Source organism: Serratia sp. 201 (assembly GCF_037027545.1).
Classification (GTDB): Bacteria; Pseudomonadota; Gammaproteobacteria; order Enterobacterales; family Enterobacteriaceae; genus Serratia; species Serratia bockelmannii.
This window is the reverse complement of sequence record NZ_JAXCHC010000003.1, coordinates 282,323-301,097: the sequence shown is the minus strand read 5'-3', so window position 1 is coordinate 301,097 and position 18,775 is coordinate 282,323. Positions and strand designations below refer to the sequence as shown.

Below are 18,775 nucleotides of genomic sequence, written 5' to 3'. Positions count from 1 at the left end.
CTAGTGACAAAAAGAGCATGGTTATTTCGCTAACCATTCACCTCGAATTCATAAACATCGCTGCGGCACAAGATATCACTGTACTCCAATGCCTCGCCCCGGGCGTTGCGGCTGGTCTGGATGATGTGCAACAACGGCGCGCCGCACGGTACGTTGAGCAGTTCGGCGACCTCGTCGCTGCAGGATACCGCCTTCAACAGAAAGTGTTTATCTTCAGGCACGATGCCGCGCGATTGCCATAGCGCATACAACGAATGTTCCAGCTGCCCCGGTTCTGGCAGGAAGCGCGGCGGTATATAGGTAGTTTCCAGCGAGACCGGGCTGCCGTTCAGCAAGCGCAACCGCCGCAGTTTAATCACCTCGTCTCCCTCCGCCAGCCCCAGCGCCGCCGCGGCCTTGGCCGGTGCGCCGACCCGGGTGCGCAGCAGCCATCGATTGCTGACGCGGCTGCCGTGGCGCAGCGCCTGAGCGGTGAAACCGCTGTCCTTATCGAGGGAATAACCAATGTGCATCGCCACGCGGGTACCAACGCCCTGCTGCCGAGAAATCAGCCCCTTCTCCTCCAGCAGCTTCATCGCCTTGCTGACGGTGACGCGCGACAGCGCCAGGCCTTCCGCCATCTGCCGTTCCGGCGGCAAAAACGCCTCCGCCGCCAACACCTGCTGCCTGATTGCAGTTTCTATCGCCGTCGCCAGCTGAATATAACGCGGCGCTACCGCCCCCTGCGCCAGATGGCCACGCAGCCAGGCCATAAAATCCGTCATTCGCCCGCCCTCCTGCTTATGCCATTTGTCTGAATTTCATTTTTATCCTATCGCCTGTCCAGCGATAAGCCCCTCACCTTAACTAAAATATCGCTAATGTTTTCAGAGTGGCATCACAATTTTTGCCTAATGGACTTTCATTGGATCTAGATCGCGCGTAATCTGTGCTTATTGATGTTGATACATCAATAGCACCAACACCAGGGACCCACTTTAAAAACAATAAAAAACCCGCTGCCAGCCCTAAAGGATACCCTTGATGGCCGGCAGCGGGCATATACTGCCAGCACAAACGGCCGATAATAAGCAACGGAGCTAATGGATAGCTTGCTCACGGCTCATAGCCGCGTCACAGGATCCTATCGCGTGAGCGAACCGGACTGATGTCGGCAAATAGAAACGTACCCGCTTCGCCAACCCCCGCTGCAGACCCACTCTTTGGCTACACTCATTGGCGCCGTGCGGCCGACGTGCCTCACCCGATAAGGCGGATACCGCCCTCATTTTGACAGACCTGGCGGTCTCAGCCGCTACACACTGCGCGGAATCGGCGTCGTCCCCCGACAACGGGATAGCCGGCCTCAACCGCGCCAACGGAATCGATTTTCAGTCAACTGCGGCGGCCCTCGCGGCCCTGCGCAACAGGGATCATTTGCTATGACCGATATCAATCGCAATGAAGCATGGAAGGTAGAAAGCACCGGTATCGACCGGGTGCCGGACGCGGAGCAGACCGGCAAGCCCATCGAGCTGTTTTGGATCTGGTCGGCGGCCAATATCGGCATCCTCGGCGTAGTGTACGGCGCCATCATCGTCGGCTTCGGCTTATCTTTTCTGCAATCGGTGCTCGCCGCGCTGGTCGGCGTCGCCAGCTTCGTGCTGGTCGGCCTCACCAGCTTCGCCGGCAAGCGCGGGCGCACCTCTACGCTGACGCTGTCGCGGGTGATTTTCGGGCTGAAGGGCAACGTGGCGCCCACCCTGTTCAGTTGGATCAACCTGATGGGCTGGGAAGCGGTCAACGTGATCACCGGCACCCTGACGCTGGCGGCGCTGTTCGAGGCCTTCGGGTTGGGGGCCAGCCACCTGCTGACCGCGCTCAGCCTATTGTTGTTCGGCGGGCTCACTGTCGTCGTCAGCCTGCTGGGGCAAAATACCGTGGTCTGGATGCAAAGCTGGTTCAGCCGCATCTTCGGCACCATGACGCTGATCGTGGTGCTCTATATCCTGTTCAACACCGAATGGAGCCAGGTGCTGGCGCTGCCTTCCGGCAGCTGGTTGACCGGCTTCCTGCCGGCGGTATCGGTGATCGCCGCCGGCACCGGCATCAGTTGGGCGATCGCCGGCGCCGATTACAGCCGCTATCAAAGCCCGAGCTCGTCGAGCAAAGGCATTTTCGCCGCGGTGATGGGCGGTGCCTGTTTGCCGCTAATGCTGCTGATGCTGGCCGGTATTCTGCTTTCCGTGCAGCTGCCCGATCTGGCCAGCGCCGCCAACCCCATCGCGCTGATTGGCTCGGTGCTGCCCGCCTGGATGGCGATCCCTTATCTGCTAGCCGCCACCGCCGGCATCGTCACCATCGCGGTGCTCAGCCTGTATTCCGCCAGCCTTAATCTGCTGACCATCGGCGTGCAGGTCAAACAGTGGTTGGCGGTATCGATCGACGCGGTCGTGGTGCTGGGCATCGCCCTGTATGTGCTGTTCATCTCCGGCGACTTTATGGGGCCGTTCATCTCCTTCCTGGTGTTCTGCGGGGTGTTCCTGGCGGCCTGGGAGGCGATTTTCCTGCTCGATTACCTGTGCCTGCGCCGTCGCCACGGGTATGATGGCAACGCTTTGTACGGCCTGCATGGCCAGAACCGCGGCGTGCGCAAAGCCCCGCTGTTTTGCTGGTTCCTCGGCGCCCTGTGCGGCCTGCTGGTCACTAAAACTGGTTTTATCGACGGCCCGCTGGCCAAAGGCTTGTTTGCCGATTCCAGCCTGGGGCTGTTTGTGTCGTTTGCGGTGAGTCTGATCGCTTACGGTCTGTACCTGACCCAACGCAGAGAACATCAATGAGTGAGTGGGAAGCTGTAACACCTGTCCTGGTGATTGGGGGCGCGGTCGGCGATCTGGTGATGACGCTGCCCCGCCTGCCGACCAGCGGCGAAGATATCGAAGCCCAGCCGCAGGCGCGGCAAATCGGCGGTTGCGCGTTCAACGTGGCGCGCGCGCTGACGCGCCTTGAAGTGCCGGTGATTAACGGCATGCCGGTTGGCAACGGCGAATGGGGCGCGGCTGTCGAAGCCGCCATGGGCGAACTGGGGCTGGAGGTGCTGTTGCGCCACGGCCAGATGGACAACGGCTGGTGCCTGGCGCTGGTGGAGCCGAACGGCGAACGCACCTTCATCACGGTTTCCGGTTGCGAAAGCCAATGGAATAAAGCGCAGCTGGCCACGCTGCCGCTGACGGAACACACCCTGATCTACGCCAGCGGCTATGAGCTGGCGGGCGAAAACGGCGAAGCGCTGCGCGAGTGGCTGACGCGCATGCCGTTCGACCAACCGCGTCTGATCGATCCCGGCCCGCGCATCGCCCAACTCAGCGAAGATTTCTTCGCCATGCTCAGCGACAGCCACACCCTGCTGACGCTCAACCGCGACGAAGTGGCCGCGCTGTGCGGCGCGGGTGACGCCGTGGATGCCGCGCAGCGCTATGCCGCCGCCCGTAACCTGACGCTGATCTGCCGCCTAGATCGCGACGGCGCCTGGATCTGCGACGGCCGCACGCCGCCGCTGCACGTTCTCGCCTATACGGTGGACGTGGTCGATACCATCGGCGCGGGCGATGCCCACTGCGCCGGTTTGCTGGCGGGGCTGTCCGCCGGCTGGCCGCTGCCGCGGGCGGTCGATCTGGCCAACCGGGTCGCCGCCTGCGTGGTGGCCAGCCTCGGCGCCGCCAATCCGCCGGACCGGCACCAACTGCAACAGCGCTTCTCGCAGGCCTGACGTTTCAAGGCGCCGTCACTCGGCGCCCTCAGCCTTGCTGCGCCGCCGCCGCCGCCGCCGCACTCTCCTGCGGCGAGTGGCGGTAGTTGAAGCTCAACGCGAACACAATCCCCAGCACCAGCGTATACAACGCAAACACCAGCCAGATGCTCTGCCAGTCTTTCACGCCGTCATGGCTGAAGAAATCCACCACTTCGCCGCTGGCGAGCGCACCCACATAGGCGCCCAGACCATTGACCATGGTCATGAACAGCCCCTGCGCACTGGCGCGGATGCGGTGGTCGGCCTCCTTCTCGACGAAGATGGCGCCGGAGATATTAAAGAAGTCGAAGGCGCAGCCGTAGACGATCATCGACAACAGCAGCAGCACGAAACCAAAGCCGACCGGCGTGCCGTAAGCCAGAAACAGGAAACGCAGCGTCCAGGCCGCCATGCTGATCAACATCACCTGCTTGATGCCGTAACGGCGCAGGAAGAAGGGAATGGTAAGGATAAAGAACACTTCGGAGATCTGCGACAGCGACAGCAGCACCGCCGGATACCGGACGCTGAGGCTGTCCTGATACAGCGGATTGAGCGACAGATCGTGCAGAAACGGGTTACCGAAAGTATTGGTTATCTGCAGCGCCGCGCCAAGCAACATGGCGAACAGGAAAAACAGCGCCATGCGCCGCTGGCGGAACAACACCAGCGCATCTAGCCCCAGCACGCTCACCCAGCTCTTCGACTCGGCCGCGCGGTTGGTCGGGCAGCGCGGCAGCGTCAGCGAATAGGCGGACAGCAGCAGCGACGCCGCAGAAGCCAGATACAGCTGCAGATTGCTGAGCTCGATTTGGCTGAAACCGACCAGCCACATTGCCAGAATGAATCCCACCGTGCCGTACACCCGCACCGGCGGAAAGTCCTTCACCGTGTCAAAGCCGTGCTTCTCCAGGCAAAAATAGGAAATGGCGTTGGAGAGCGCGATGGTCGGCATATAAACCATGGCGTTGAACAGCATCACCCAGAACATCAGCATCGGTTGCTCGACCTGCGCCGCGCAGTACAGCGCCAGCGCCCCGAACAGGTGGCAAAGCGCATACAGGTAGTTGGCCTTCATCCATCGATCGGCGATGATGCCCGCTAGCCCCGGCATGATCAGCGCGGCGATACCCTTGGCGCTGTAAACCATTCCCACCTGCATACCGCTGAAATGCAGCGTGTTGATCATGTAGGAGCCCAGCGTCACCAGCCAGGCGCCCCAAATAAAGAACTGCAGGAAAATCATGACTTTTAATCGTGTTTTTATCGCCATCGCCATCACCTTGTTATTATGCTTTCAACGATGATTGGTGCAGCAGGCCCCCTGCAGCCCGCCGCCGGTTTGCTTGCGGTCTTACAGCGTTTTGAACAGCTCGCGGATAAGGCGCATGAAATCGTCCGCCGCCAGCGCCGCGCAGCTGAGCGTTTGTTCATGGGAGAGCGGCGTGTCCGACAACCCTTCGGCGTAGTTGGTCATCGCGGACACCACCAACACCTTGAGACCGCAGTGGCGCGCCGTCAGGACTTCCGGCACGATCGACATGCCCACCACGTCGCAGCCCAGGGTCTGCATCATGCGGATCTCCGCCGGCGTTTCGAAATTCGGCCCGGTGTAGGCGGCGAATACCCCTTCCGCCAGCGGGATGCCCGCGCTTTCGGCCACCGCCGCCAGTTGGGCGCGCAGATCGCGATCGTAGGCGTTCGCCAGGCTGAAGAAGCGCGGCCCGAAGCGCTCGTCGTTGGCGCCGACCAGCGGCGATTCCGGCATGAAGTTGATGTGATCGGTAATGGCCACCAGGCTGCCCGGCGCCACCGAGCGGCGCAGCGAACCGGCGGCGTTGGTCGCCAGCAGGAATTCGCAGCCCAGCAGTTTGAAGGTGCGCACTGCGGTGGTCATCACCTGCATGCCGCGTCCTTCATAGAAATGACCACGCCCTTTCATGCACAGGACCGGCACGCCCTCCAGCTTGCCGGCAACCAGTTGCCCAGCGTGGCCGGCGACGCCGCTCACCGGGAAACCCGGCAGCTCCGCGTAGTCGAGGGTGACGGTTTCGGTCATCACCTCCGCCAAAGCGCCGAGCCCGGAGCCGAGAATCAAGGCCGCTTTCGGCTGGAAGCCCGGCAAACGGGTGCGGACGACATCGGCGCAGGTAAAAGCATCTTCTTGATTAAACATCGTATTCTCTCTTTCAGCGGGGGATAATAATCCCCATAGTAGAGAGCGAGGCGCGGCCGAGACCAATACATTCTTGGCGGCCGATTTATTCCATTTACCTATAAGTTGAGCTGCGTCACAGGAGGCCTTACCCCGGATGAACCCGCCCCAAGCCCTGCCCGATCCCGGCCGGATTAACTTCCGCCTGCTGCACTATTTCCGCGTGGTGGCGGAAGAGATGAACTTCACCCAAGCGGCGCGACGGCTGAATATGTCACAGCCGCCGCTCAGCAAGCACATCAAGGATCTGGAAAGCCAGCTCGGGGTGGTGCTGTTCAAACGCACCACCCGCTCCATGACGCTGACGCCGGCCGGCCGCACGCTGCTGCGCAACGTCGAGCGACTGCTGGATCAGGCCGACAGCGCGCTGCATCAGGTGCAACAGATGGGGCGTGGCGAAGGCGGCCATATGGTGGTCGGTATGGTCGGCACCTCGGCCTGGGGCGGCCTGATCGCGGCGCTGCGGCGATTCAGCGAGCGGAGCGCCGGCGTCACCTGGTCGTTGAACGAGCTGACGCCCAGCCAGCAAATCATCGCGCTGCAAAAGCGGCATATCGACATCGGGGTCTGGCGAGAGGCACAGCAACAGACGCTGCCGGGGTTGACCTGCCAACGGTTGGCAAGCGAAAGCATCGCCGTCGTGCTGCCGCTTGATCATCCGCTGGCGCAGCAGGAAAACATTCCGCTGGCGGCGCTGCAGAACGATAGCTTCATCGTGCTGCCGCCGCATGAGGCCAGCCTGGGGCTGTATCTGCACAATCTGTGCCTGCAGCAGGGATTTTTGCCGGACGTCGCTTATCAGGTTAACGAGCCGCAAACCCTGCTGGCGCTGGTGGCGGAAGGCTGCGGCATTACGCTGCTGCCGGACAGCTACGGCCGCATTCCGTGGCCCGGCGTACGCTTTTGCTCGCTGCAACAGGCGCCGCCGGCGGATCTGTACGCGGTTTACCGCGCAGACAGCGTCACGCCGGTGGTGCAGGCCTTCCTGGAGATGCTGCGGGCGCCCTAAGCGGCCCGCAGAGCGGGTTACATTGTCGGCTGTACCATCAGCTGGCCGGCGGTGCCGCGATCGGCCATCTCCAGCGTCTGGCTGTAATACAGGAACGGGAAGTGTTCGGAGGTAGGTTGGTTGAAATACACCAACAGCTCGACGTCGCCATCGACCCAGACGGTGTCCTTCCAGCCGCGATCTTCCGCCATCGGCTGCGCGCCGTTGACGCGTTTGATCAGGAACTGCACGCCCTGAATATGGAACGACTGCGGCGTATCCGCGTGAATGTTCCAACGTTCCCAGGTGCCTTGCTGTGCCTGTACGTCGATGCGGTTCATGTCCCAAATCGCGCCGTTGATGCCGGCGCCGCCGTCGCCCAGTCGGAAATCGCGGGTGCGACTGGCGCTGCCGTCCAACAGCTGATCCGCCAGCAGGCGCATCGGCAGGTTGTCGGTCACCAGCGGCAGCAGGCCGGTCGGGCGCAGCGTCAGCACCTGGGTGGACACCAGAATGCTCGACGGCTCGAACAGGCCGCGCAGGCGATCCATGATGCCCGCCGCTTCACCGGCGGTGATGGTCACCTCCTCGCCCTTCGACATGTCGATCAGCACTTCCCGGCGTTCGCCCGGCGCCAGCGAAAGCTGTTGCACCGCGACCGGCGCAGGCAAGAAGCCCTGATCGCTGGCGATCACGTTGAACGGCCGCCCGTCGCTGAGCTGCAGGGTATAACGCCGCGCGTTGGAGGCATTTAGAAGGCGCAAACGCACCCAGCCGCGCGATACGTCGACATACGGGTTTTGCACGCCATTAACCAACAGCGTATCGCCGACGAAGCCGCCCTGCGACGGCGCGTCGTATTGTGGCGTGCCGAAGTTATCGAAGCGTTTGTCTTGAATGATCAACGGGAAATCGTCGACGCCATAGTGGTTGGGCAGCGGCAGCGCTTTGCTGACGGCATCCTCCACCAGCCACAGCCCGGCCAACCCGTTGTAAACGTGCGGCGCCATACGGTTTGGGGTGTTGGCGTGGTACCAGCAGGTAGCCGCCGCCTGACGGATGGGCAGCACCGGCGACCAGTCAACGTTGGGTGACATCATGCGCGGCGCGCCGCCCATCAGGGTGCCCGGCACCTGCAGACCGCTGATGGTCATCGCCACCGGCTCCTGCAGACGGTTGCTGTAAATCAGTTTGACGTCGTCACCGCTGTAAACCCGCACCGTCGGCCCCAGGTACATGCCGTTGATGCCCCACACCGCCGCTTTGCGGTTATCCATAAACGCCCAGTGGGCGCGCTGCAAGGTCAGGAACAGCGGCTGACCGCGGCGAGACTCCAGCAGCGGGGGAATGGGTAACGGGGTCTGCGTTCCGCTCGCTTCAGCCCTCAGCGGCACGGCGCCCGCGCACAGCGCCAGGCCCGATGCCTGTAAAAACTGACGTCGACTGAGTGACATATCTTCTCCATGAAAAGCAATAACTAAACCGTGTGCAAAACCCAAACGCCCGCCAATCAAGATTAGCAGGCGTTCAGGCGTTAACGGCGCTGAACGCCAATTAAAACCTTATTCTTTGAAGCCGGTAGACTCTTATTTTTTGGCGGCGTTGCGCTGGGCGACTTCAGCGTCCAATTCGGCGATTTTCGCCTCCATCAGCTCGCGGCAATGGGCCGCCAGCTCGCGCACGTTTTCTTTGCCGTATTTGCTGGTATCCACCGGCGCCAACATCTCGACGATCACATGCCCGTTATTCCAGCGATTAAGATTTATATTACCGCTGGTGGTGGATACACAGATCGGTACAATCGGCACGCCGGCGGCGATGGCCGCGTGGAACGCGCCGGTTTTAAACGGCATCAGCCCACGGCCACGGCTGCGGGTTCCTTCCGGGAACATCCAGATAGAAATGTCTTTCTTTTTGAACTGCTCCGCCACCTGGGCGATGGTGCCGTGCGCCTTGGCGCGATTATCACGATCTATCAGCAGATTACCGGTCAGCCAATACAGCGGGCCGAAAAACGGGATCCATACCAGACTTTTTTTACCGACGGTCACGGTGCGCGGCTGCACAATATTAGAAGCCGTCACCATGTCGTAGTTATTTTGGTGGTTGGCGATATAGATGCACTTGCCGTTGTTGGCCGCATCGGCCGGCACGCGGGTTTCAACCTTGATGCCGAACAGCGTCGACAGGCGGCCGAAAAGATGGCCGAAGGTCGCCACATGGCGGGGGTTGCGCGGGCTGAACAAGCAATAAATAGAACCGAAAATACACACCAGAATACAGAAGAGAGTGGCGAGAACGGCACGCAAAATCAATAACATAACAACCTCATTAGCACACTGCCAACGCAGTTTACTTCGCTGCGCAGATTCCTTTACTCATTATTTGCCGGCCGGGCGATAAGCACGCCCATGTCGCCCGCATTTCTCGCTATTTTCCTGCCAGGCGGCAGTACGCACAATAATTTTATGCGCAGAAATGTTAACTATTTGGAAAATAAACGCCAGCAAAAATAAATAAGGCGGCCACAGCATGCTGCGACCGCCCGTTAACGCTAGCGCCAACGCTTACTCTTCGCTGTCGCCACCCGACGCCCGCACCGGCGCATCCACTTCGACGCGATCGATGCGCTGCAGGCCACGCGGCAGCTGGGTCCCCTTGCGGCCGCGCTCCGCGCGGAACTTCTGCAGATCTTCCGGGCGCAGCGTCAGCTTGCGTTTGCCAACGTGCAACGTGACGGACGCCTGCGGCGGCAGCACGAACAGCCAGGCCAGCTTGTCTTCACCGGCTGCGGCCTGCGCCGCCGGAATGGAGACGATCTTGTTGCCCTTGCCCTTCGACAGCTGCGGCAGATCGGCGACCGGGAACATCAGCATGCGCCCGGCGGCGGTGATCGACAGCAGCATATCGTCTGCGCCGTGAATTTCCATCGGCGGCAGCGCTCTGGCGTTGTCCGGCAGCGTGATCATCACCTTGCCGGCGCGGTTGCGCGCCACCAGATCGTTGAAGGTACAGACGAAGCCGTAACCGGCGTCGGACGCCATCAGCAGCTTCTGATCGTCGGCCGCCATCAGCACCTGCTCAATGGTGGCGCCCGGCGGCGGTGTCAGCTTGCCGGTCAACGGCTCGCCCTGCCCGCGTGCCGACGGCAGCGTCATCGGATCGAGCGCATAGCTGCGCCCGGTAGAATCGATGAACACCACCGGCTGGTTGCTCTTGCCGCGTGCCGCACCACGGAAACTGTCGCCGGCCTTGTAGCTCAACCCGGCAGGATCGATATCGTGGCCCTTGGCGCTGCGCACCCAGCCCATTTCCGACAGCACAATGGTCACCGGCTCGGACGGCACGAAGTCATGCTCGCTCATCGCCTTGGCTTCCGCACGCTCGGTCAGCGGTGAACGGCGATCGTCGCCATAGGTTTGCGCATCGGCCTGGATCTCTTTCTTGATCAGCGTATTCAGCTTGCGCTCGGACGCCAGCAGCGCCTGCAGCTGATCGCGCTCTTTCGCCAACTCATCCTGCTCACCGCGGATCTTGACCTCTTCCAGTTTGGCCAGGTGACGCAGTTTCAGCTCGAGGATCGCTTCCGCCTGGGTATCGGAGATGCCGAAACGCTGCATCAGCACCGGCTTCGGCTCATCCTCGCTGCGGATGATGTGGATCACCTCGTCGATGTTGAGGAACGCCACCAGCAAACCTTCGAGGATATGCAGACGTTTGAGCACTTTCTCGAGGCGGTAGTTCAGGCGGCGGCGCACCGTATCGCGACGGTAGGCCAGCCATTCGGTGAGGATCTCCACCAGCCCTTTCACCTGCGGGCGGTTGTCCAGACCGATCATGTTCATGTTGATGCGGTAGCTGCGTTCCAGATCGGTGGTAGCGAACAGGTGATTCATCACCTGCTCCAGATCGATGCGGTTGGAACGCGGCACGATCACCAGACGCGTCGGGTTTTCGTGGTCGGATTCATCGCGCAGATCCTCGACCATCGGCAGCTTCTTGGCGCGCATCTGGCTGGCGATCTGCTCCAGCACCTTGGCGCCGGAAACCTGATGCGGCAAGGCGGTGATCACCGCGCTGCCATCCTCTTTCTTCCACACGGCTCGCATGCGCACCGAGCCGCGGCCACTCTGGTAAATTTTGCGAATCTCATCGCGCGGAGTGATGATCTCGGCTTCGGTCGGGAAGTCCGGCCCCTGCACGAACTCGAGCAGATCATCGAGCGAGGCGCCCGGTTTGTCGAGCAGCGCCACCGCCGCGGCGGCGACTTCACGTACGTTGTGCGGCGGAATGTCGGTCGCCATGCCGACCGCGATGCCGGTGGTGCCGTTCAGCAGGATGTTTGGCAGACGCGCCGGCAGCATCTTCGGCTCTTGCAGCGTGCCGTCAAAGTTCGGGATCCAGTCGACCGTGCCCTGGCCCAGTTCGGCCAGCAAGACTTCGGCGTATTTGGACAGGCGCGATTCGGTATAGCGCATCGCCGCGAACGACTTGGGATCGTCCGGCGCGCCCCAGTTCCCCTGGCCGTCCACCAGCGGATAGCGATACGAGAACGGCTGCGCCATCAGCACCATGGCTTCATAACACGCGCTGTCGCCGTGCGGGTGGTATTTACCCAGCACGTCGCCCACGGTACGGGCGGATTTCTTGAATTTGGCGCTGTTGTTCAGCCCCAGCTCAGACATGGCGTAGATGATACGGCGTTGTACCGGCTTCAAACCGTCGCCAATGTACGGCAACGCCCGATCCATGATGACGTACATGGAATAGTTCAGATAGGCGTTTTCAGTGAATGTGTGCAGCGGTAAACGCTCTACACCGTCATGAGTCAGATCACTCATTACTCAATTATCCTCAGACCGTGGCTTGGCAATCCCTTGGACGACAAAAGGCATCGCTTGTCGATTCTGCCCGCGATAGTAACCCATCTGCGGGGTAGCTGTCACAGTTGGCGCAAGGATCGCCGGCGACGGCCAATTCCGCGATGCGGTTTATGCAAAATTTCGCTACCTGGCGGCTTCTTTATTGACTGGCAGTCAACACTGTTGTGCGCCGGATCGCATTTTTACTTGCCTGACTAACGATTACACTCGTCACCAGCGAAATGGTTTCCGCCTTTTCGGCGGGAAGCATGCCATATCTTAACTCTGACGGGAGCCGCGAAAGATGAGCAATATCCTGATTATCAACGCTAAAAAACAATTCGGCCATTCCAACGGCGAACTCAACCAAACCCTGAGCGACGTGGCGGAAAGCTTCCTGCGCGATCTGCAGCACGATGTGCAGGTCACCGTGGTCGACGACGGCTATGACATCGAAGCCGAAGTACAGAAATACCTGTGGGCTGACGCGGTCATCTATCAGATGCCGGGCTGGTGGATGGGCGAACCCTGGATCCTGAAAAAATACATCGATGAAGTGTTCACCGCCGGCCACGGCAGCCTGTATGCCAACGACGGCCGCTCTCGTTCCGACGAAAGCAAAAAATATGGCTCCGGCGGGCTGATCCAGGGCAAAAAATACCTGCTGAGCCTGACCTGGAACGCCCCGCTGGAGGCCTTCACCGATCCCGATCAGTTCTTCCACGGCGTCGGCGTCGACGGCGTTTACCTGCACTTCCACAAGGCCAACCAGTTCCTGGGGATGGAAGCGCTGCCGACCTTCATCTGCAACAATGTGATCAAAGAGCCGAATATCGCGGACGACATCACGCGTTATCGCGAGCATCTGGCGAAAATTTTTGCTTAACTGACGCAGAACATTCTCATCAACGAGGTAAGCATGATCACCGTAATCGCAGAAATCAAAGTGAAACCCGGCCACCGCGCCACCGTACTGCAAGCCATTGAAAAACTAGTGCCGCTGGTGCTGGCGGAAGACGGCTGCGGCGAATACACGCCGATGGTCGACAGCAATACCCAGGCGCCGTGGCAGAAGCGGTCGCCGGATTCGGTGTTCATGCTGGAGAAATGGGAAAGCATGGCGCATCTGGAAAAACATCTGGCCATTGAACACATGCTCAAACACCGCGACACCCTCAAAGACAGCGTGCTGGACACCGAGATCTACATCCTGGAAAACGCCCTGTAAGCCCCGCCTTATAACGTCTGCGCGTCGATGTGCGCGCTGACGTAGTCAAGAAAACAGGTGATGCGCGCCGCCAATTGCGTATTGCGGTAATACACTGCATTAATCGGCTGGCGCACGTCCAGCGTCTCCTGCTCCAGCAACGTCACCAACTTGCCCGCTTCCCGATCGCGTCGGGTCATAAAGTCTGCCAGCTGTACGATCCCCTCGCCCCGCAGCGCCAATTGCCGCAGCGTTTCACCGCTGGACGCCGAGATCGTTGGCGTGATGGTGAAATGCGGCGCCTGGCGATAGCGCAACGGCCACTGGTTCAGTGATTCCGGCTGGGTAAAACCGAGCAAACAATGCCGATGCAACGCCTCCACACTCTGCGGCGTGCCGTGCTGCTGCAGATAAGCCGGGCTGGCGAGGATGCGCAGCCGGCTGGCGCCCAGCGCGCGCGCATGAATGGTCGAATCGCGCAACGCACCGATGCGAATAGCGATATCCGTGCGTTTTTCCAGCAGATCGATAACCAGGTTGTCGGTGTTCAGCTCGAGCGAAATTTGCGGATAACGTTCCCTGAACCCCGCTACCAGCGGCACGATGACGTGCTCCATAAAAGGCGCAGCCGCATTTATCCGCAACCGCCCGGCCGGCATCTGCCGACGCACCGCCATTTGTTCTTCGGCATTTTCCACCGAGTTGATGATCGTACGCGCATGGCTCAGGAAGCTTTCCCCCTCTTCGGTCAGCTCCAGGCGACGCGTAGTGCGGCGCATCAGGGTGGTATCGAGTTTGTTCTCCAGGCGGCTGAGCGCGCGGCTGATGCCGGATGTCGTCTGGCCGAGCCGATCGGCAGCGGAGGTGATGGAACCGCTGTCGACCACCGAGGTGAACGCCAGCAATTCTTCGAGCGTGATCTTCATGCATTTCGGCCCAGGTTATCGGGCGCCGCATGAACGCCCTGCGGGAAAGCAGGCCCGGCGTTCACCGGGCCAGGGTCAGGCTCAGACCGCCAATTCGGCCATGTCGCCCTTGTCTTGCAGCCAGTTACGGCGATCTTCCGAACGCTTCTTGGCCAACAGCATGTCCATCACCGCCAGCGTCTGATCGACATCATCTTCCGCTACCGTCAGTTGCACCAGCCGGCGGGTATTCGGATCGAGGGTGGTTTCGCGCAGCTGCAGCGGGTTCATCTCACCCAGCCCTTTAAAGCGCTGGACGTTCGGCTTGCCCTTCTTGCGCTTCAGCTGTTCCAGCACGCCGGCCTTCTCTTCTTCATCCAGCGCGTAGAACACTTCTTTACCGAGATCGATGCGGTACAGCGGCGGCATGGCGACATAAACGTGGCCGCCTTTCACCAGCGAACGGAAGTGGCGTACGAACAGCGCGCACAGCAGCGTGGCGATGTGCAGGCCGTCGGAGTCCGCATCCGCCAGGATGCAGATTTTGCCGTAGCGCAGCTGGCTGAGATCTTCGCTGTCCGGATCGATGCCGATCGCCACGGAAATGTCGTGCACTTCCTGCGAGGCCAGCACTTCGTCCGAGGACACTTCCCAGGTATTCAGGATCTTGCCCTTCAGCGGCATGATCGCCTGATATTCGCGATCGCGCGCCTGCTTGGCCGATCCGCCCGCCGAGTCCCCTTCCACCAGGAACAGTTCGGTCATGGCCAGATCCTGCGAGGTGCAGTCCGCCAGCTTGCCCGGCAGCGCCGGCCCGCTGGTCAGCTTCTTGCGCACCACTTTCTTGGCCGCGCGCAGGCGGCGCTGGGCGCTGGAAATCGCCAGCTCGGCCAGCTGTTCCGCCGCCTGAACGTTCTGGTTCAGCCACAGGCTGAAGGCGTCTTTCACCACGCCGGAAACGAAGGCCGCACACTGACGCGAAGAGAGACGTTCTTTGGTCTGCCCGGCGAACTGCGGATCCTGCATCTTCACCGACAACACGTAGGCGCAGCGATCCCAGATATCCTCCGCCGACAGCTTCACGCCGCGCGGCAGGATGTTGCGGAATTCGCAGAACTCGCGCATCGCGTCCAGCAGCCCCTGACGCAGGCCGTTGACGTGGGTGCCGCCCTGCATGGTCGGGATCAGGTTGACGTAGCTTTCGGTCAGCAGCTCGCCGCCTTCCGGCAGCCACAGCAGCGCCCAGTCCACCGCTTCGGTATCACCGGCGAAATTGCCGACGAACGGCGCTTCCGGCAGGGTGATCAGGCCGTTAACCGCTTCCATCAGGTAGTCGGTCAGGCCGTCCTGGTAGCACCAGCGCTGCTCGGTGTTGTTCACCTTGTCGATGAAATAGATCTCAACGCCGGGGCACAGCACCGCTTTGGCTTTCAGCAGGTGAGTGAGGCGCGATACCGAGAAACGCGGGCTGTCGAAGAACTGTTCGTCCGGCCAGAAGTGCACGCTGGTGCCGGTGTTGCGTTTGCCGCAGGTGCCAGTCACCGTCAGGTCTTGCACTTTGTCACCGTTTTCGAACGCGATGCCGTAGACGTTGCCGTCGCGGCGCACGTTGACTTCCACCCGCTTCGACAGGGCGTTGACCACCGAGATCCCAACGCCGTGCAGGCCGCCGGAGAACTGGTAGTTTTTATTCGAGAATTTACCGCCGGCGTGCAGCCGGCACAGGATCAACTCAACCGCCGGCACGCCCTCTTCCGGGTGGATGTCCACCGGCATGCCGCGGCCGTCGTCGATCACTTCCAGCGACTGATCGGCGTGCAGGATCACGTCGATACGCTTGGCGTGACCGGCCAACGCTTCGTCGACGCTGTTATCGATCACCTCTTGGCCGAGGTGGTTTGGGCGCGTCGTGTCGGTATACATGCCGGGACGACGGCGCACTGGTTCTAGACCGCTGAGTACTTCAATGGCATCAGCGTTATAGCTGGATTGAGTCATCGTTGATTATTTTTTCGTGGTTAAAGGGAGGTGCCGGAACGGTCCGTCAGACCGCGTTTAGCCCTAAAAAATCCACAATCTGGGGGAAGTAGTGCTCGAAACCGACGAAGGCGTGGTTTCCACCCGACTCCACCGTTTGCCGACACGCGGTGTAATACGCCACTGCCTGGCCGTAATCGAGAATTTCATCGCCCGTTTGCTGCAGCAGCCAGATTAAATCCGGCGACTCCAAGGGATCGATCTGCATCACTTTCAGATCGTAAACGTGCCGAGACTCTAACACATATTGCTGGCCGGTGTAGGGGTTCTCGTTGGCGCCGAGATAGTCCACCAGCAGCTCAAACGGCTTGACCGCCGGGTTGACCACCACCGCCGGCAGGGAAAAACACTGCGACAGCCAGGTGGCATAATAGCCGCCCAGCGATGAGCCGACCAGCCCGAGCGTTTGCCCGGCGCGTTCCAGCACCATATTTTCCAGCATCTCGGCGGCCTCCGCCGGAAAGGCCGGCAGCTGCGGCACCAGCATCTCGATGTCGGGATGGTGCTCGGCCAGCCAGGCCTTGAAGGCCACCGCCTTGGCCGACTGCGGCGAACTATTGAAACCGTGCAGGTAGAGCAGCGTCGAAGGCATCAGTATCCATCCGAGTCCATATCGGGGCGGAAATCGTCGTTTTCCAGGCGGAACACCTGCGTCTCGACGCGGCCGTCCGGCAGCAGATCGAGGTAACGCCAGCCGGGCGAGACGTCGTCGATGGTAAAGTTAGTGCAGTGCGGCTTGAATTGCACGCAGGTGGACGGCGTCGCCAACAGGCGCCGGCCCTGCCATTCCAGATCCAGATCCTGATGAATGTGCCCGCACACTACGGTATTCACTTTCGGATAACGCAGCAGGATCGCGCCCAGCATATGCGGGTTGCGCAGGCTGTGCTGATCGAGCCAGGTGCAACCGGACGGCAGCGGATGATGGTGCAGCAGCAACAGCGTATAGCGCTCGGGGTGAGCCTGCAGGCAGCGCTCCATCCACTCGAGCTGATACTCGCTCAATTCGCCGTGCGGCACGCCGAACACCTGGCTGTCCAGCATCAGCACCTGCCAGTCGTCGCCCAGCAACACCTGTTTGGAAGGGGCAATGCCGGCGGCGGCCAACGCGTTGACCATCGCCGGTTGGAAATCGTGGTTACCCGGCAGCCACACGCAGGGGGCCGGCAATTGCGCGATGCCGGCGGCGAAGTGGCGGTACGCCTCTTGCGAATGATCCTGCGCCAAATCTCCCGTGGCGACGATCAAATCAACGTCGCGGCGCTGCGCCTGGATGGCGTCCAGCACCGCGTGATAGCTGCGATAGGTATTGATGCCGAGCAACGTCTCGTGTTCGCCGGCAAAAAGGTGGGTATCTGTTATTTGTAGAATCCTGACCGCGGCCCCACTCGCCACGGGCAGTTTAAACAGGCTTTCCAAATGGTGTCCTTTGTTATTTCAGTCTGTCTAACAAACCGGAACCGCCATCGCTCCATGCGCCAAACAGTAGCGCAGCCAATCAGCAAGAAACTGGTTAATTTGATGCTTTTCGTCGCGTTGATGCAACTTTTTATTAGGATAATCATAACGCGCTTTAAAGCGGTAGATCTGCTGACTGGAACACACTTCCGCAACCATGGCGTCATGGTACAACCGCACCGTCATCGCGGGCAGGCTCCAGTAGCTGACCGCCGGAAAGATCTGCTCGATCTCCACCAGCGACGTGTAACGCGTGGACTCAACGATGGTCAAACGATAGCCGGCGCCGTTCACCTGATAAGTCACCGTTTCGCCCGCTTCATCGTTGCGCGGCAGCAAGCGGCGCAATTGCGCGAAGTTGGTTTCGCACAATCTCATCATTTCGGGGAAATCAGGGGTATAGCGCTGTTTCATTAGTTGGCCCACTCTTTTCTCAACGATTCATGGTGCAACGCCAGCCATTGCAATGCAATCACTGATGCGGCGTTATCGATCGCGCCCTCCTCTACCCAGCGGTAAGCCTGCTCGCGGCTGACCACGTGGACGCGGATATCTTCATGCTCTTCCGCCAGACCGTGGATGCCCTCGGCGGTGCGGGCGTCCACTTCGCCGACCATGATCGACAAACGTTCGCTGGTACCGCCGGGGCTGGCCAGGTAGCTCAGCACCGGCTTACAGCGCCCGACCACCACGCCGGCCTCTTCCTGCGCTTCGCGGCGGCACACGTCTTCGACGCTTTCGCCGGTTTCGATCATACCCGCCACCATTTCCAGCAGCCAGGGCGAATTACGGGTATCGACCGCGGCGATGCGCAGTTGTTCAATCAGCACCACTTCATCGCGCACCGGATCATAGGGCAGCAGCACCGCCGCATGGCCGCGCTCGAAAATTTCACGCGTGATTTCAGGGCTCATTTCGCCATTGAACAACCGATGGCGAAACCGGTATAAATTGAGTGAAAAAAAACCACGGTACAGCGTCTCGCGTGCAATAATTTCTACATCTTTTTTATCGAAAGTAACGGGCGATGGCTGCGAACGGTTCATGCGCGAATTCTCCTGCTTGAGTATGCCGATAAAATAAACGGTTTTGATGACAGAAACAGCGGGACTCTCCGCCGCGGCTTTATGTTAGGCTGTTTCTCGCCGCCGGATGCGGCACGTTTGTGCGCTCGCAGGTAATAGCGGGAAACAATCCGGATTGTCAGCCATAATATCAGCTGCAGTCGACCGGGGCAGTACGCCAAGGTAAATGGGCGGTCTGAAAGGTAAAAGTTACGTGAGATGGCACATTCAGCCACCTGATGCGTACCGCAGACTCTGCTAGAATCGGCA

The 18,775-nt window shown here is 60.5% G+C and carries 17 protein-coding genes; 5 read left to right on the top strand and 12 right to left on the bottom strand.

All coding sequences use genetic code 11. The annotated features are described in order from the left end of the window. Positions 1–29: 29 nt before the first annotated feature. On the bottom strand, positions 30–764 hold the full coding sequence (locus tag WA302_RS17060; protein WP_043142111.1) for a GntR family transcriptional regulator: 735 nt from the start codon (positions 762–764) through the stop codon (positions 30–32). A 657-nt stretch (positions 765–1,421) separates the two neighbouring features. On the opposite strand from WA302_RS17060, the gene WA302_RS17055 reads away from it, so the two are divergent. Further along, positions 1,422–2,819 (top strand): purine-cytosine permease family protein, encoded by a 1,398-nt coding sequence (locus WA302_RS17055; protein ID WP_049204426.1) that lies wholly within the window; start codon positions 1,422–1,424, stop codon positions 2,817–2,819. Continuing rightward, positions 2,816–3,748, top strand: coding sequence for a PfkB family carbohydrate kinase (locus tag WA302_RS17050; RefSeq protein WP_151428210.1), 933 nt, complete (start codon positions 2,816–2,818; stop codon positions 3,746–3,748). The genes WA302_RS17055 and WA302_RS17050 overlap by 4 nt, the downstream gene beginning before the upstream one ends. A 28-nt stretch (positions 3,749–3,776) precedes the next feature. Here the strand turns inward: WA302_RS17050 and WA302_RS17045 are convergent, their stop codons facing one another. After that, complete coding sequence (locus WA302_RS17045) at positions 3,777–5,042, bottom strand: nucleoside permease (RefSeq protein WP_151428209.1); 1,266 nt, start codon at positions 5,040–5,042, stop codon at positions 3,777–3,779. A gap of 81 nt (positions 5,043–5,123) precedes the next feature. Further along, complete coding sequence (xapA, locus tag WA302_RS17040; RefSeq protein ID WP_142591165.1) at positions 5,124–5,945, bottom strand: xanthosine phosphorylase; 822 nt, start codon at positions 5,943–5,945, stop codon at positions 5,124–5,126. A gap of 136 nt (positions 5,946–6,081) precedes the next feature. Here xapA and WA302_RS17035 point away from each other — a divergent pair, with 136 nt between their 5' ends. Next, positions 6,082–6,993, top strand: a complete 912-nt coding sequence (locus WA302_RS17035; RefSeq protein WP_043142098.1) for a LysR family transcriptional regulator — start codon at positions 6,082–6,084, stop codon at positions 6,991–6,993. A gap of 17 nt (positions 6,994–7,010) precedes the next feature. Here WA302_RS17035 and ftsP read toward each other — a convergent pair whose 3' ends face one another. The 3 genes from ftsP to parC all read right to left on the bottom strand — a co-directional run bounded on the left by ftsP (position 7,011) and on the right by parC (position 11,813). After that, positions 7,011–8,426: a cell division protein FtsP gene (gene ftsP / locus WA302_RS17030; protein WP_025304299.1), complete on the bottom strand. Its 1,416-nt coding sequence runs from the start codon at positions 8,424–8,426 to the stop codon at positions 7,011–7,013. Between the two features lie 132 nt (positions 8,427–8,558). Beyond that, positions 8,559–9,293, bottom strand: a complete 735-nt coding sequence (locus WA302_RS17025) for a 1-acylglycerol-3-phosphate O-acyltransferase (RefSeq protein ID WP_025304300.1) — start codon at positions 9,291–9,293, stop codon at positions 8,559–8,561. Positions 9,294–9,539: 246 nt separating this feature from the next. Then, a complete protein-coding gene (gene parC, locus WA302_RS17020) occupies positions 9,540–11,813 on the bottom strand; it encodes a DNA topoisomerase IV subunit A (RefSeq protein WP_025304301.1) in 2,274 nt (757 codons plus the stop codon). 325 nt (positions 11,814–12,138) lie between these two features. On the opposite strand from parC, the gene WA302_RS17015 reads away from it, so the two are divergent. Then, complete coding sequence (locus tag WA302_RS17015; RefSeq protein WP_049204421.1) at positions 12,139–12,720, top strand: NAD(P)H-dependent oxidoreductase; 582 nt, start codon at positions 12,139–12,141, stop codon at positions 12,718–12,720. 33 nt (positions 12,721–12,753) lie between these two features. Next, positions 12,754–13,062 carry a putative quinol monooxygenase gene (locus tag WA302_RS17010; protein ID WP_025304303.1) on the top strand — a complete coding sequence of 103 codons (309 nt, stop codon included), beginning with the start codon at positions 12,754–12,756 and terminating at the stop codon, positions 13,060–13,062. A gap of 8 nt (positions 13,063–13,070) precedes the next feature. Here the strand turns inward: WA302_RS17010 and WA302_RS17005 are convergent, their stop codons facing one another. The 6 genes from WA302_RS17005 to nudF all read right to left on the bottom strand — a co-directional run bounded on the left by WA302_RS17005 (position 13,071) and on the right by nudF (position 18,487). After that, the gene (locus WA302_RS17005) at positions 13,071–13,967 is read right to left on the bottom strand and encodes a LysR substrate-binding domain-containing protein (protein ID WP_025304304.1); all 897 of its coding nucleotides are present in this window, start codon (positions 13,965–13,967) and stop codon (positions 13,071–13,073) included. An 81-nt stretch (positions 13,968–14,048) separates the two neighbouring features. Then, positions 14,049–15,944: a DNA topoisomerase IV subunit B gene (gene parE / locus WA302_RS17000; RefSeq protein WP_025304305.1), complete on the bottom strand. Its 1,896-nt coding sequence runs from the start codon at positions 15,942–15,944 to the stop codon at positions 14,049–14,051. Between the two features lie 46 nt (positions 15,945–15,990). Further along, positions 15,991–16,575, bottom strand: a complete 585-nt coding sequence (gene yqiA, locus WA302_RS16995) for an esterase YqiA (protein ID WP_025304306.1) — start codon at positions 16,573–16,575, stop codon at positions 15,991–15,993. Next, positions 16,575–17,402, bottom strand: a complete 828-nt coding sequence (cpdA, locus tag WA302_RS16990; RefSeq protein WP_197832251.1) for a 3',5'-cyclic-AMP phosphodiesterase — start codon at positions 17,400–17,402, stop codon at positions 16,575–16,577. The genes yqiA and cpdA overlap by 1 nt, the downstream gene beginning before the upstream one ends. Before the next feature lie 27 nt (positions 17,403–17,429). Next, complete coding sequence (locus tag WA302_RS16985) at positions 17,430–17,855, bottom strand: DUF1249 family protein (RefSeq protein WP_004937244.1); 426 nt, start codon at positions 17,853–17,855, stop codon at positions 17,430–17,432. Next, entirely contained in the window at positions 17,855–18,487 is a 633-nt protein-coding gene (gene nudF, locus WA302_RS16980) for an ADP-ribose diphosphatase (protein WP_043142088.1), read from the bottom strand. The genes WA302_RS16985 and nudF overlap by 1 nt, the downstream gene beginning before the upstream one ends. Positions 18,488–18,775: the final 288 nt, after the last annotated feature.